Source organism: Kitasatospora sp. NPDC059803 (assembly GCF_042732255.1).
Lineage (GTDB): Bacteria > Actinomycetota > Actinomycetes > Streptomycetales > Streptomycetaceae > Kitasatospora.
On the sequence record NZ_JBHWIJ010000068.1, the window covers coordinates 1 to 13,469 of the forward strand.

A 13,469-nucleotide genomic window follows, 5' to 3' on the forward strand; every position below is an offset into this window, starting at 1 on the left:
GTGCGGTGGCCGCTCGGGAGCGGGCACCGCACCGCCCGACGGCGGGGGTCGTGGGCCGTGGGTCAGCGCACGGTCACGGTGAACACGGGGGAGGCGACGTCTCCGCTGACGATGCGCAGCTCGTTCAGGCCCTTGATGCCGAGCTTCACGCCGAGCGAGTAGGAACCGTTGTGGTTGGTGGGGACGGAGGCCGGCAGGGTGACCCACTTGCCGTGCTGCTTCTGCTGCAGGGTCACCTTGGTGCCCGCCTTGAGGCCGGTGGTGGTGCCGTTGACCCGGAACAGCTGCCAGGCCTGGACGGACGTGACGGACGGCTTGGCGGTGATGCCGGCCTGCGCGGCGGCCTGCTGCGCCGTCGCCTGCTGCGTGGTGGACGTGGGGTAGGCGGCCGGGGCGGCCGCCATGGCGGCGGTGCCCGCCAGCCCGAGGGAGAGCACGGTGACGGTGGTCACGGCGGCCAGGCGCAGGGAGTTCCGCTTGGAGACGATCACGGGTGCCCCTTTCAAGGGGAGGTGATTTCTCGGCCCGAAGAGCACGGTCGGCGCGATTCGGGCTCTGTCATCTGTAGGGACGCCGCGCTCCACACTTCGGTTGTGAGCGGATCGTCACCGCCTTGTAACAGTCGGCGATGCCTCGGAGTTCCCAACACCCGCGCACACGAGCGGAATTGGCGCATCCTCTTCTGCGAACGCGACGGCCCCCTCGACGGCCCGCGTGGGCCGCCGGGCAGCCGGGCAGCCGGGCAGCCGGGCAGCCGCCCCTGGATGAACAAGTCCGAAGTCAGGCTCTCAGTGACGGTCGCTGAGACTGGCGACCACGGCGGCCAGTCGGTCCATGGCATGCGCTACGCCGAGCCCGTCCATGTAGTCGCGGACGTGCACGATCCGGCCGTTGCGGACCCGGATCACCAGGAGGCCGGGAATGCTGAAGGTCTGGCCGGTTGTGGTCACGGTCCCGGTGACGACCTGCTCGACGGTGATCACCTCGGGGTCGGTGCTCTCGTGCACGGCGACTTCGCGGATCTCCTGCGGTTGCGCCGGGCTTGCGCCCCAGGCCGCCCGGTAGCCCGCGCGGACCTCTTCGCGCCCCTCGTAGCGCGCCGGCATGCCGGGGAAGAGGAACGGAAACTCGTGGACGGCGTCGACGGTGTAAAGATCGGCCAGGTCGTCCGCTGACTTGTCGAGCATCGCCCGCTGGTAGCGGGCCAGGACCTCACGAGGGCCAGGGCTGGCGGGGGTGGTGTCCGGCATGGCGCTTGGGCTCCGTTCGGTCAACGCGGGACTGAGCTCTGTCGATCGATGGGCCGGGAATTCGGGCGCACGGATGCGACGAAGGCCCCAAGACCCGGTTGTGACACCCGACTTGGAGACCCGCTTGACCGCACTCTACGTGAAGATCGACGCCGAGATCGGAGGAACGCGACGGATGGGACGACCGCCCCGGTCGAGCGTGCCGTCGTCGTGCTGGAGTGCGCGGTGCATGGACGCACCGTCCACAGCGAGCAGCCCTACGACAACCACCAGTGGCCTGATGAACGTCAATGCGAAGGCCACGGCCGCGCCGGCCCGCCCCTACCGACATCGCGCCAGCCAGGTCGCGATCTCGTCCACCACCGCCGGCTCCACGTGCCCCGGTCGCGCGTATTCGGCCGGGGTGGCACGGCCACTGCCGGGGAGGAAGAGGTGGTTGGCGTCCTGGTGGATCCTGATCGCCACCTCGGGCCGGTCTGCCAGGGCGTCCTGCCAGCGCGTCAGGTCGTCGGCGACGGTGACCTGGTAGTCCCGGCCGCCCTGGAGGATCAGCATCGGGCGGGCGAGTGCGGCCGCCGTGGCCACCGGGTCGTACGCGCGCAGGTCGAGCCAGTAGGCGGCGGAGAGTCCGAACGGCAGCAGCTCCGACGGCGTGTCGGGCTTGAGTTCGGGGCCGGCCACCAGCGCGGCCTGTCGGGCCAGCGTCGCCACCGCGTCGTCGATGTCCGGGCCGGGGGCGAGCGCCGCGAGGTGGCGGGCCACCCGGACGGCCGCCTCGTGCATCGGCTGGGCGTCCGCGGCGAGCAGCACCAGTCCCGCGATCGACGGGTCGGCGGCGGCGATTCGGGGCGCCACCTTGCCGCCCATGCTGTGGCCGAGCAGGTGGATCCGGTCCGCGGCCACCCCGGGCTGTCGCCGGAGCAGTTGGACGGCGGCGAGCGCGGGCGGCAGGTACTCGTCGGCCATGGTGAAGTCCGAGGGCAGGTGGTCCGGGTGCGCGAAGGTGGCCTTGTCGAAGCGCAGCACGGCCACCTGCCGGCTGGCGAGCCCCCAGGCGAGGTCCTTGAGCGGCTTGTTGGGGCCGCTGCTCTCGTCCCGGTCGAACGCGCCGCCGCCGCTGAGCAGTACGACGGCGGGCCACGGTCCGGGGCCGGCGGGCAGGCTCAGCGTGCCGGGTACGGCGAGCGGACCGGTACCGAGCCGGACTTCCCGTTCGGTGAACCGGGCCTGGTCCGCGTAGGGCGGCGACTGCCACTCGGCGCCGTCGTCCTGGGCGAGCCGCAGACCGTGCAGCAGGCCGTCGGCGCCGACCGACGTGACCACGGTGAAGCTGCCGTCCGCGCAGGTCACCGGGATTCGGACGCGCACCGGGTCGGCCTCTCCGGGCCCGCTCACCGGCTCCCCGACCGCCCTGACCCCTCCCCGTCCCGCGGCCTCGGCCGCCCAGGCGAGCCGCAGCGCTTCGGCGGATACGGCAGCGCGCAGAAGCGGCGCGAACAGTTCCGCGGTCTCGGCGAAACTCTCCGCGCGCAGTAGCGCGGCGAAGTCCCGTGCCACGTCCAGCGCCCCTGCCCCTGTGTCTGCCCCGGCTCCTGCCCCGACCCCATTTAGTCCCATAATTGAGAAAGGTAGCAGCCATGAGACCATCTGGACATGGACTCCCTGGAACTGCTCGCCCATCCCATCCGGCTGCGGATCGTGCATGCGATGGGCGGTGGACGGCTCCTGACCACCGCTCAACTCCGCGCACGCATCCCCGAAGCCTCCAAGGCCACCGTCTACCGGCACATCGACCTGCTCGTCGCCGGCGGGATCCTGGAGGTTGCCGAGGAACGGCGGGTGCGAGGCGCGGTGGAGCGGCACTACCGGCTCCGCCAGGACCGAGCCGTGGTCGGCACCGAGATGGTCCGCTCGCTCACCCCCGAAGACCACCGGCAGGCCTTCGCCACCGCGACGACCGCCCTGCTGGCCGAGTTCAACGCCTACCTCGACCGCGAGGAAGCCGACCCGATGGCCGACCAGGTGGGCTACCGGCAGCACGCACTCTGGCTCAGCCCGGAGGAACTGACCGAGCTGATCGGCGAGCTGCGCGCGGCCATCGTGCCCAGAATGGCCAACCGGCCGAGCCCCGAGCGGGCGCAGCACCTGCTGAGCCCGATCCACTTCCCGGTGGAGGCCCCGCCGGGGTGAACCGAGCCGGGGTAGGCCGAGCCGACGCCCGTGGCGAAAGTGCCGGGGCTGTCCAGCCCGTGCTGTCCGACCGCAATTCGGTAGCGGACCGAGCGGTGCTTCGGGCAGGCTCGCGTGCATGGTCTCGGTGTTGCAGAACGTGGCGATCGACTGTGTAGATGCCTACGGGCTGGCTCGGTTCTGGAGTGAGGTGCTCGGTCATCCGCTGCACCCGGAGGACGGCCCGGGTGATCCGGAGACTGCGGTGATGCTGCCGGCGGGCCAGCTGTTGTACTTCCACCAGGTCCCGGAACCGAAGACGATCAAGAACAGGGTCCACCTGTGCCTGCGTCCGGAGACCACGCGCGAGGAGGAGGTCGAGCGGCTGCTGAACCTCGGGGCCGCCCTCGTCGACGACCGCCGGGAACCCGATGGTGCCGGCTGGGCCGTCCTCGCGGACCCTGAGGGCAATGAATTCTGTGTTCTCCGCAGTGCGTCCGACCGCGCGGCGATGTCTTCCTGCGGCTCACCCGCGCAACGGCCGGCTGCCCCGCAGTAGCTGGTCACAGCCGTTCGTTGACGGCCGGGACGACGTGGTGGTCTCCGAGCAGTGACGCGGTTCTCACGTCCGGTTCAGTGCAGCGTGGCGGCGAGCGGTCGGACGGCTTCCAGCACGTGGCGGCGGAGCCACCGGGACGCGGGATCGTCGTCGAGTCGGCGGTGCCAGCGCAGTTCGATGTCGGCCGCCGGCATCTCCAGCGGCACCTTGTACCACCGGAGGGGCACCTGTCGTTCGACGAGGTGCTCCGCCACCACCCGGGGGCCGAGGCAGATGACGTCCCCCTCCAGCGCCATCAGCGCTGCCACCGCGAAGGAGGGGACCACGGCGACGACGTGCCGGGAGCGGCCCAGGCGGTGAAGTGCCTCGTCCAGCGGCCCGTGCGCGAGGCCTCGGCGGGACGCGGAGATGTGCGGGTGGGCACACAGGTCGTCCACCGTCAGCCGTGCGGCCTTGCCCAGGGCGGAGTGTGCCGCCACCACGGCGACGAAGTGGTCGGAGAACAGCGTTCGCGCGCGCACGTCCGGAGGGGGCGGGTCGGCGACGCCGATGTCGAGGTCGAGCGAGCCGTCGCGTAGCCGGTCGGGTTCCTTGGAGTCCTGGGCGACGAACCGCAGGCGGACCTCGGGTGCCTCGGCGGCGATCCGGTGCGTGAGGCGGGGTGCGAGCACGGGGCTGAGTCCGTCGTTGACCCGGATGGCGAAGGTGCGCCGCCACGATCGCGGGTCGCTTCCCGCAGCATCCACCCGGAGTTCGGCCGCGGCCTCCAGCAGCGCCTTGACCCTGGCGGCCGACCGCTGGGCGAACGGGGTGGGTACGAGGCCCCGGCCGGCGCGCACCAGGATCTGGTCGTTCATCGCCCGTCGCAGCCGGCCCAGGGCCCTGCTGGTGGCCGGAATGGACAGGTGAAGGCGCGTCGCGGCCGCGGACACGCTGCCGGTGTCCATCAACGCGTCGAACACGCGTAAGAGGTTGAGGTCCAACTGGTCGGCCACGGACTCCCCCTTCGTTTGCGTCTGACGCAAACTCCCTGTGCAAAGCATGCATTAGACATCGTGTCAGGGGCGTTCGAAACTGACGTCGTGGCCACCACACCCTCCGTCCCATCCACGAGGAGCTGCGGACATGCCGAACACCAGGCACCCTGAGAACCGGACGCCGTCCCCTAGTGAAGCCACCGAATCCGCCGAATCCGCCGAATCCGCCGAAATCGCCGAAATCGCCGTAGTCGGCTGCGGGCCGGTCGGCATGACGCTCGCGGCCCTGCTGGGCAAGGCCGGGCACTCGGTCGTGGTGCTCGAACGCTACCCCGGCCTGTACGGCCTCCCCCGGGCCGCCAGCTTCGACGGCGAGATCATGCGCGCGCTGCAAGGGCTCGGACTCGTCGACGAACTGGCGCCCACCCTGCGCACACAGGACGCGTACGAGTGGCGCAACGGGGCGGGTGACCTCCTCATCCGACAGGTGTTCCGCACCGTCGGCGCCAGCGGTTGGGCCGACCTCTACAAGTTCCACCAGCCCGACCTGGAGACGGCGCTGCACTCGTTGTGCACCTCGATGCCGAACGTCGACCTCCGTTTCGGCACCACGGTCACCGGCCTGTCCCAAGGCCGTGACCAGGTCACCCTGAACACGTCGGACGGTGCGACCTTCGCGGCGCGCTACGTGATCGGCTGCGACGGCGGGAACAGCTTCGTGCGGAACGCCCTCGGCGTCGAGCAGGACGACCTCGGCTTCTCCGAACCCTGGCTGGTCTGCGACTTCGCCCTGCGGCGCCCTGCGGCCGAGCTGGGGCTGCCGTCGATGCTGCAGATCGGCGATCCCGAGGGGCCCACCACCGTCATCACCACCGGTGCCGAACGCCAACGCTTCTGCTTCCTGCTCGACGATGGCGACGACCTCGAGCGGGAACGTGCGGCGGACGGCGTGTGGTCCCGCGTAGGCCGCTACCTGTCCCGCGACGACGCCGACATCGCCCGCACCGCCACCTACACCTTCCAGTCGCTGGTCGCGAGGCGCTGGCGGGACGGCCGGGTCCTGCTCGCGGGCGACGCCGCACACCAGATGCCGCCCTTCCTGGGGCAAGGACTCTGCTCGGGGATACGGGACGCACTCAACATCGCCTTCAAGCTGGATCTCGTGCTGCGCGGAGTCCGGGGCGCCGAGGTGCTCGACACCTACCAGAGCGAGCGGGAGCCGCACGTGCGCGGCGTGACGGCCACGAGCATGGAACTCGGCCGCCAGCACACCCTGCGGGACCCGGTGCTCGCCCGCGAACGCGACCGCACGCTGATGGCCCACCGACGCGCGCTCCGGGAGCCGGACCGGATCCGGCTGCCCGACCTCGGTCCCGGCCTGTTCGCCTCCGGCGGAGGCCGACTGTCGGTCCAGGGCCGGGTGAGCGACGGCCGGCGGACGGGCCTGCTCGACGACATCGTCGGCGGAGGTGGCTTCCGGCTGCTGGTCGCCGAGCAGGCCCTTCCCCTCCTGAACCGGGCCCCGCTGAGCGATTTGGGCGTCACGGTCGTCGGCTTCGGCCCCACCCCCACAGGCCCCACCGCCACAGGAGCCGCTGCCCTAGGAGCTGCCGGAACCGTCGTCGCCGACCCGGACGGCACCCACCGTCGCTGGCTGTCCGACCTCGGCGCCACCGCTGCCGCCGTGCGCCCCGACAACTACGTCTACGCGGCCGGGCCGGACGCGGACGCGGTGGCGAACCAGCTACTGGCCCTCCTCACCCCCGGCACCTGAGCGCGAACCAGCTCAGCCAGACCCCGCCGCCGTGCTCCGCGCCCGGAACCGCGCCCACGCCCACGAGCCCGCGCCCACCAGCAGGGCCGCCCCCAGCGCGTACACCGGCAGCCAACGCGTCGTCGTCGCCGCCAGGCAGACGTCGACGGCCTGGCGGCTCTGCTCCCGCTGCACGTACCCCAACGCGTCACCGGCACGCCCGGCCAGGTCCCCCAGCGCGGCCTGCGTCCGCAGGACCTCGTAGCGGCCGGCCTCGACGCACCCGCTGCGCGTCCCCGGCATGGGGAACAGCCAGTCCCAGCGCTGAAGTGCCGGAGCCAGCGCCAGCGCCACGCACAGCCCCACGACCAGCGAGTACGCCACCAGGCTCCGGCCGTAGGCCGCCCGTCGACCCGGCGCCGGCAGCGGCGCACGGCCGAACGACAGGACCACCGCGAGCAGCGTCACCCCGAGATAGGTGGAGAACCACTGCCATGACCCCTGCGCGAGCGAGAACGCCAGCACCACGCCGAGCGCCGTCCCCAGCACACCGGCATCACCGGCCGTCCGTCCCCCGCCCGCGCCCATGGATACGGGGCCGCGGTCACCTCCAGGGCTGTGCCCACTCACAGGCTCTCCTCGTCCGCCAACGGGGCACCAGCCTCCCGCCACCGCCTACCGCCACGGCTTGCCACCACACCGGTGAGCCCTCGGACGCCACCCGCCCAGCCCAGCCCGGGCCTACGGACGGGTCAGTGCCCTCACCGCTCCCAGTAGTCGACGTCGGGCAGTCGTATCCAGTTGTCGGCAGGGCCGGTGACGGCGCGGGCGTCGGTGGGGCGCAGGCCCGCGAAGGCGCAGGCCTGGGCGACGGCGTGGTGGTGGTAGAGGTAGCCGGTCAGGACCTCGTCAGGGGTGTGGTTCGGGACAGGGGCGCCACCGGGGTGGAGGTCCCAGGCTTCGACGGTGCCGTCGCGGACGATGCTGCCCTGGTTGCCGCTCTTGGGGTTGGCGTACAGGCCGTAGCCGACCGTGCCGGCGGTCAGTCGGGCCATCGCGCCCGGGGTGGACGGCGTGTAGCCCCAGGGCTGGGTGACGATGCATCCGCCGGGCACGGTCGTGACACCGGCGATGAGCAGGCCCTCGTCCATGTCGTACTCGTTCGGGTCGTCGAGGAAGTCCTCCATGAACTCCTCGTCCAACGGAGTGGCGTCCAGCCGGCGGACCGCTTCGGCGGCGTCGATGGCGGCGATGCAGGCGAGGCCGGTGCCCTCGAAGAAGAAACGGCCCAGGGCCTGGACGAGTTGCCGCCCGCGCCGGACGGTGGCCTGCTCGGTCGCTGTCAGGCCGGCTTGTCCGTCGGGCACGGGGAACAGATCGGGGACCGGCCCGGCCAGGGCGATGCGGCCGGGCGACCAGCCGCCGAGCTGGGGCCGCCACGTGTCGGCGCCCGCGGCCACGAGGGCCCGGGCGTTGTCCGGCCGGTTCTCCATGACGGCCTCCCACAGGGCCGTCGTCCCGTTCTCCAGCGCGTCCACGTCCGACACCCGGCGCGTCAGTTCGGCCACCACCTCGGGCGAGCCGAACCCCGCGGCCTGGTGCAGGGGGCGGCGACTCCCGCCCCACGTGTCCGGGTCGGCTCCTGCGTCGAGCCGCGCACGGATGTCGTCGTGGTCCCGCCAGCTGTTCCAGGTCACACCGTCCCAGCCCGTCATCGCGGCCCCCGTTCGTTCGTCGTCAGCGCGGCTCTCCGCGAGCGCCACCCGTCCACACACGATGGCATACCGGTCTGACAGTCGCGGTCCGGTGCCTTCGGTAGCTGCTGGGGCTGTGCCCTCGGTGACCGCCACTCGTCACCGGACAGCGCCGCAGGGGTCTCCCCCGGCTGCCCGACCGTCGTGCTCCGGAACCGCAGGACCGCAGGACCGTGCCGGGAGCCCGGCGCCTTCCAGATCCCGGCTGCCCGGTCGTCGACCAGGGTCAGCGGTACCAGGTGCGGACGGCGGCCGCCGTCTCACGGACGTCCGCGTCACCGGCGCGGATGCGGGCGGCCAGGTCGGCGGCCTGCTTGGGCTCCGCGGTGACGATGACGCCGGAGGCGCTGAGGTAGGAGGCGGCCACGACGGCGGCGAAGTGCTCGTTGGCGAACTCCAGGGCCGGGACGCGGATCAGCTGGTGCATGAGAGCGGCGGCCCGCTGGTACACCTCGCCGTACACCGGCACGTCCATGACCTCGTCGAGGTGACGGGCGACCGCTGCGGCGAGGGTGCCGTAGTCGGTGATGTCCGGATCGGCGGGCAGGAACTGGTGGGCGATGTCAAGCAGCCACGCCCGGTCTATCCGGAGGATCATGCGGCATCCGCTGCGGCGCCGCGAGTGCTCTGCGGGTAGGGCCCGAACTCGGCCTCGAACGCCGGCGCCCACGTCGGCGCGAAGTGCGCCGCGGCTGTCAGGAACCGTTCGCGCCGCTCGTCCGCCTCCTCAGCCAACACCTTGCGCGCATAGTCCGTCAGGCTCAGCCCGGCTGCCTCCGCCCGCTGCTCCAGCGCCTCGTGCACGGCGTCGTCCAGTCGCACGTTCAGCTGCTTCATAACGGCGAATCGTAGTTCGGGGTACACCCCGCTACAAGCTTGAGAACGGCGTGTCGGGCAACACGGACCACCCCGGCGGGCTCCGGCACGTCCTGAGCGACCAACTCGGCCGACGGCCGACGGAGCCTCGGCCCGTTGCTTTCTCGACCAAGTCGGAGTCTCGGTCGCTTGGGTCGCTTCAGTAGCTGCCCTGCCGAGCCACGTCCTGGCGCTACGGGCTCTCCGCCGGGCTCGGGCCTCCAGCGACTGACCCGGATCCGGTGCCACAAAAAGGCCGTACGTACCGGGACAGCAGGGCAACGACACTGTCCTCGGAGGGCAGCGGCGGCCGAAGCGACTCAGCGACTCAGTGCTGGAAGTGTTCAGGCACTGATCGCTCCTGCGGACATAGTCCCAGGTCACAGCAGCGAAGCGACTCTCCAGGCCCTGCGGCGGAGCTACTGAAGCGACCCAAGCGACCCAAGTTGGGGACTTGCACGAGAACCTGGTCCGGCGACACGCCGGGGGACAGTGCCCGAGAGACTCAGTCGCTTTCAGTCGCTGAGGTTCAGTCGCTGGGAAAAACCCCAGGTCAGGGCAGGTTCACCCACCCGGTCAGCGACCGAAGCGACTCAAGGTCAGGTATATGAAGACATTCCCCTGTGCGTGTGCGCGTTATAGACCCGGGCTACAGTCGCTTCAGTCGCTGTTTGCTGTTAAAACCGGCTTTGACCTGCGAAAATGCCGGAAGACCGAAACCAGCGACTGAACGGGGTCAGTCGCTGGTCCGGGTTTCGGTAGCTGAGTTTCGCCGCTGACTCCGGCAGTTCGCGTTCCCACGTCCTCGCTCGGATAGTCTGTGTGAGCTATCTTCTGGACTTCGGTCGCTTCAGTCGCTGATCCGGCGCCCACCAGTGCCCTGACCTGGCTATTTGCCCTCAGCGACTGAACGAGCGACTCAAGTCCGAGCAGCTACCAACCATGGGGAGAGGGACCAGCGTGACGGCGCCTAAGGCCGTGGGGAGCGACCGAGCGTTTCGCCAGCCGGATGCGCTGGCCGTCGCGCGCTGGTGCGCCGTCCAGGGTTGGCCCGTCCACCCGCTCGCACCAGGCCGCAAGACCCCGCCCGCAAACTGCCAGCCCTGCCAGGAGCCGGCTCACAGTCCCGCCGACTGCCCGTGCCCTGCGGCCGGTCGCTGGTGCCACGGCTTCCACGCGGCCACTCTCGACCAGGACATCCTCACCGCCTGGTGGCGCGTCAACCCGGACTTCGGTACCGGGGTCGCCTGTGGCCCGGCGGGTCTCGTCGTCATCGACGTCGACAGCCACCCCAGCACCGTCCCCGCCCGGGACCGGATCCTGCCCGGAATCCCGATCCACGAGAACGTCAACCTCGACGGCCTTGAGAACGGCTACCACACCCTTGCTCTGCTCGCGGCCCTGCGCCAGGCTCCTGACCCGGCGACCGACACGGAAACCCTGCGCGTGCGCACCCCCTCCGGTGGCCTGCACATCTGGTACCAGGAGGACGCCCCCCGCCGGTTCGCCTGCTCCACCGGCTCCTCCAACGGCCGGGCCCTGGCCTGGCAGGTCGACGTGCGCGCCCACGGCGGCTACATCGTCGCCCCCGGCACCGTGACCACCGCCGGTACCTACACCGCGCTCCCCGGGGCAAGGACCCCCGCGCCCCTGCCCCAGTGGCTCAGCGACGAACTGGTCCGCACCGGCCACCTCAAGGACCAGCCCAGCATCCAGCGCCCCGCCCAGCCGTCCGTCCCCGACCGTGGCCGCGCGGCCGTCGTCGCGGCGGGCGGCGGCAAGCGCGGGGCCGAGCGAGTCCTCGACACCGTCCTCCAGGACGTCACCGACTGTGCCACCACCCCAGAGGGGGCCGGTTTCACCGGCAAACTCAACCGTGCCGCCTACACGATGGGAGGCCTGGTCTCCGCCGGTCACCTGACCCACACCGCCGCCGAGCGGCTCCTGCTGGACGCGGCCCGCACGGCCCGCCCCAGCCAGGACAGGCAAAGCTCCGCCGTCATCCGCTCCGGCCTCGCCGCCGGCGCCCGACAGCCCCTGCACGTCGGGAAGGCACGCGGATGAACGACAGCACCCGCAAGAGGACGGTCTTCGATCCCGTGGCCACGGCCCAGCAGATCCTGGAGTACCCGCCGGTCCCCGGCCCAGCCTCCCCGCCCCCCTGGCACGGCACCCCCGTCCAGGAGAGCCTTCTCGACACCCCGTCCGCCGAACCCGCGCCGGCCCCCGAGCCTGTTCAGGAGACCAAGCAGGCCCCGGCCGGGCCGGAGGCGAGCGCGCACGGCCTCCTGCCCGACTCGCTGTCCGACCGGGGCAACGCCAAGCTCTTCGTCCACCTCTACGGAGGCGACTACCGCCACGTCCCCGGCCTCGGCTGGTACCGCTGGGCGGCGCATCGCTGGCAGCTCGACGAGGACGACACCGTCCTGTGGGCAGCCGGCGAGATGGCCGAGAGCATCGCCACCCACGACCCCCGCGGCGTCTACACCAACACCGATCTGCGTCGGCACCGCCGCCGGGCCCTCTCCACCTCGGGCATGAACGCCATGCTCGCCCAGGCCAAGTCCGCCCCGGGCATGGTCCTCAACGCCGCCCTGCTGGACGCCGACGCCTACGCCCTGTGCACCCCCGGCGGCGTGGTCGACCTGCGCACCGGCGCCATCGTCCCGCCCGACCCGAAGGTCCACCACCACTCCCGCTCCACCACCCTGGCCCCCGCCCGGATGCGGACCCCGCGCTGGGACCGCTTCCTCACCGACACCTTCGGCGACGACAAGGAAGGCCGGCAGACCCGGGACTTCCTCCACCTGCTGCTCGGCTACTCGATCAGCGGCGACGTCGGCGCCCAGGTCATGCCGTTCCTCTACGGCCAGGGCAAGAACGGCAAGAGCGTCCTGCTGGACGTCATGATCCAGCTCCTCGGCGACTACGCGGACGCCGCCCCGCCCGGCTTCCTGATGGCCAAGACCTTCGACGGACACCCCACCGACCTCGCCGAACTCCATGGCCGGCGCATCATCGTCTGCTCCGAGCTCAAGCCCGGCGACCGCTTCGACGAGGCCCGGGTCAAGCTCCTCACCGGCGGCGACAAGATCAAGGCCCGCCGGATGCGCCAGGACTTCTTCTCCTTCGAACCGACCCACAAGCTCTGGCTGCTCGGCAACCACCGCCCCGAGGTCGGCACCGGCGGCTTCGCCTTCTGGCGCCGCATGCGTCTGATCCCGTTCGAACGGGTCGTCCCCGAGGAACGTAAGATCGACAACCTGGCCCACGTCCTCGTCGCCGAGGAGGGCCCCGGCATCCTCGCCTGGCTCATCGACGGCGCCCGCCGCTACTTCGCCGGCGAGAAGGACCTCGCCGGCCCCCAGCGCGTCCAGGTCGCCACCACCGCCTACGCCGAGACCGAGGACCACGTCGGCCGCTTCCTCAAGGAGGCCTGCATCACAGGCGAGGGCATGCGCGCCGAACAGTCCCAGCTCTTCGGCGCGTACACCCGCTGGTGCGGATTCGAAGGCGCCAATCCCGTATCCGGTCGTGCGTTCGCTGCACGAGTTCGCGAGACACTGGGTATGACCTCCCCCAAGGAGATGGTCCTGTCCAACAGTCGCAAGTACTACCCGGGCATCGGCCTGATCACCGACGACACAGAGGAGCAGAACGCGTGAGCGCGCTGATCGACCCGGCCGAGCTCGCCCACGAAACCGATCTCGTCTGGCTTGAGGACACCACCGACCTCGACTACGTGCGCCAGTCCCTGGACCGTCTCACCACCCGTCGCGGCCGCCCCGCCTACCACCGCGACGGCCGCATGGTCGGCTACGCCATCCTCGGCCCCGACGCCAGGTCCTCCCGGGCCTCCGGTACCTTCCGCCGTCGCGTCTTCTGGCTCCTGCCGCACGACCGCGACCAGGACCCCGAGGGCCTTTACTCCACCGGCGCCCCCTCCGAGGCCGTCGACCCGCGCACCGTCGCCCCCAGCGTCAAGGGGTACAAGACCGAGCGCTCCGAGGGCGGCCCGGCCTCGCCGGCGATGCTCGAACTGGGGATAACGCTTCCGAAGGCGTGACCGTATCGGCGTGGGTGGCCAAGCCCCCCCCCCGGTTTTTTTAGACCGCCACGGGGGGTGGTCGGGCCGCGACCACCGGTTAGGGG

At 71.3% G+C, this 13,469-nt stretch carries 14 protein-coding genes; 6 read left to right on the forward strand and 8 right to left on the reverse strand.

The window, feature by feature from the left end; all coding sequences use genetic code 11:
• Positions 1-62: 62 nt before the first annotated feature.
• The 3 genes from ACFV6I_RS14095 to ACFV6I_RS14105 all read right to left on the reverse strand — a co-directional run bounded on the left by ACFV6I_RS14095 (position 63) and on the right by ACFV6I_RS14105 (position 2,807).
• Positions 63-491, reverse strand: coding sequence for a hypothetical protein (locus ACFV6I_RS14095; protein WP_380338627.1), 429 nt, complete (start codon positions 489-491; stop codon positions 63-65).
• A 297-nt stretch (positions 492-788) separates the two neighbouring features.
• Entirely contained in the window at positions 789-1,250 is a 462-nt protein-coding gene (locus ACFV6I_RS14100; RefSeq protein WP_380425303.1) for a nuclear transport factor 2 family protein, read from the reverse strand.
• A 321-nt stretch (positions 1,251-1,571) separates the two neighbouring features.
• Positions 1,572-2,807 (reverse strand): alpha/beta hydrolase family protein, encoded by a 1,236-nt coding sequence (locus ACFV6I_RS14105; protein ID WP_380425305.1) that lies wholly within the window; start codon positions 2,805-2,807, stop codon positions 1,572-1,574.
• A 96-nt stretch (positions 2,808-2,903) separates the two neighbouring features.
• On the opposite strand from ACFV6I_RS14105, the gene ACFV6I_RS14110 reads away from it, so the two are divergent.
• Together ACFV6I_RS14110 and ACFV6I_RS14115 are read left to right on the forward strand one after the other, a co-directional pair.
• Complete coding sequence (locus ACFV6I_RS14110; protein WP_063352550.1) at positions 2,904-3,440, forward strand: helix-turn-helix domain-containing protein; 537 nt, start codon at positions 2,904-2,906, stop codon at positions 3,438-3,440.
• 118 nt (positions 3,441-3,558) lie between these two features.
• Entirely contained in the window at positions 3,559-3,978 is a 420-nt protein-coding gene (locus ACFV6I_RS14115; protein ID WP_380425308.1) for a VOC family protein, read from the forward strand.
• A gap of 74 nt (positions 3,979-4,052) precedes the next feature.
• Here ACFV6I_RS14115 and ACFV6I_RS14120 read toward each other — a convergent pair whose 3' ends face one another.
• A complete protein-coding gene (locus ACFV6I_RS14120; protein WP_380425311.1) occupies positions 4,053-4,973 on the reverse strand; it encodes a LysR family transcriptional regulator in 921 nt (306 codons plus the stop codon).
• 130 nt (positions 4,974-5,103) lie between these two features.
• Between ACFV6I_RS14120 and ACFV6I_RS14125 the strand changes: the two genes are divergently transcribed.
• The gene (locus ACFV6I_RS14125) at positions 5,104-6,729 is read left to right on the forward strand and encodes a bifunctional 3-(3-hydroxy-phenyl)propionate/3-hydroxycinnamic acid hydroxylase (RefSeq protein WP_380425314.1); all 1,626 of its coding nucleotides are present in this window, start codon (positions 5,104-5,106) and stop codon (positions 6,727-6,729) included.
• Between the two features lie 12 nt (positions 6,730-6,741).
• Here ACFV6I_RS14125 and ACFV6I_RS14130 read toward each other — a convergent pair whose 3' ends face one another.
• From ACFV6I_RS14130 to ACFV6I_RS14145, 4 genes are all read right to left on the reverse strand, one after another.
• The gene (locus ACFV6I_RS14130; RefSeq protein ID WP_380425317.1) at positions 6,742-7,257 is read right to left on the reverse strand and encodes a hypothetical protein; all 516 of its coding nucleotides are present in this window, start codon (positions 7,255-7,257) and stop codon (positions 6,742-6,744) included.
• A gap of 212 nt (positions 7,258-7,469) precedes the next feature.
• Positions 7,470-8,423, reverse strand: a complete 954-nt coding sequence (locus tag ACFV6I_RS14135; protein WP_380425318.1) for an ankyrin repeat domain-containing protein — start codon at positions 8,421-8,423, stop codon at positions 7,470-7,472.
• Positions 8,424-8,688: 265 nt separating this feature from the next.
• The gene (locus ACFV6I_RS14140; protein WP_380425320.1) at positions 8,689-9,060 is read right to left on the reverse strand and encodes a fic family toxin-antitoxin system, toxin component; all 372 of its coding nucleotides are present in this window, start codon (positions 9,058-9,060) and stop codon (positions 8,689-8,691) included.
• Entirely contained in the window at positions 9,057-9,299 is a 243-nt protein-coding gene (locus ACFV6I_RS14145) for a plasmid mobilization protein (RefSeq protein ID WP_063352545.1), read from the reverse strand. Before ACFV6I_RS14145 ends, ACFV6I_RS14140 begins: the two co-directional genes overlap by 4 nt.
• A gap of 978 nt (positions 9,300-10,277) precedes the next feature.
• On the opposite strand from ACFV6I_RS14145, the gene ACFV6I_RS14150 reads away from it, so the two are divergent.
• Genes ACFV6I_RS14150 through ACFV6I_RS14160 form a run of 3 tightly spaced genes read left to right on the forward strand, consistent with a single transcriptional unit; the run spans position 10,278 to position 13,383 of the window.
• Positions 10,278-11,381, forward strand: a complete 1,104-nt coding sequence (locus ACFV6I_RS14150; protein ID WP_380425322.1) for a bifunctional DNA primase/polymerase — start codon at positions 10,278-10,280, stop codon at positions 11,379-11,381.
• Positions 11,378-12,982, forward strand: a complete 1,605-nt coding sequence (locus ACFV6I_RS14155) for a phage/plasmid primase, P4 family (protein WP_363373991.1) — start codon at positions 11,378-11,380, stop codon at positions 12,980-12,982. Before ACFV6I_RS14150 ends, ACFV6I_RS14155 begins: the two co-directional genes overlap by 4 nt.
• Positions 12,979-13,383 carry a DUF6009 family protein gene (locus ACFV6I_RS14160; protein WP_380425324.1) on the forward strand — a complete coding sequence of 135 codons (405 nt, stop codon included), beginning with the start codon at positions 12,979-12,981 and terminating at the stop codon, positions 13,381-13,383. The genes ACFV6I_RS14155 and ACFV6I_RS14160 overlap by 4 nt, the downstream gene beginning before the upstream one ends.
• Positions 13,384-13,469 lie beyond the last annotated feature (86 nt).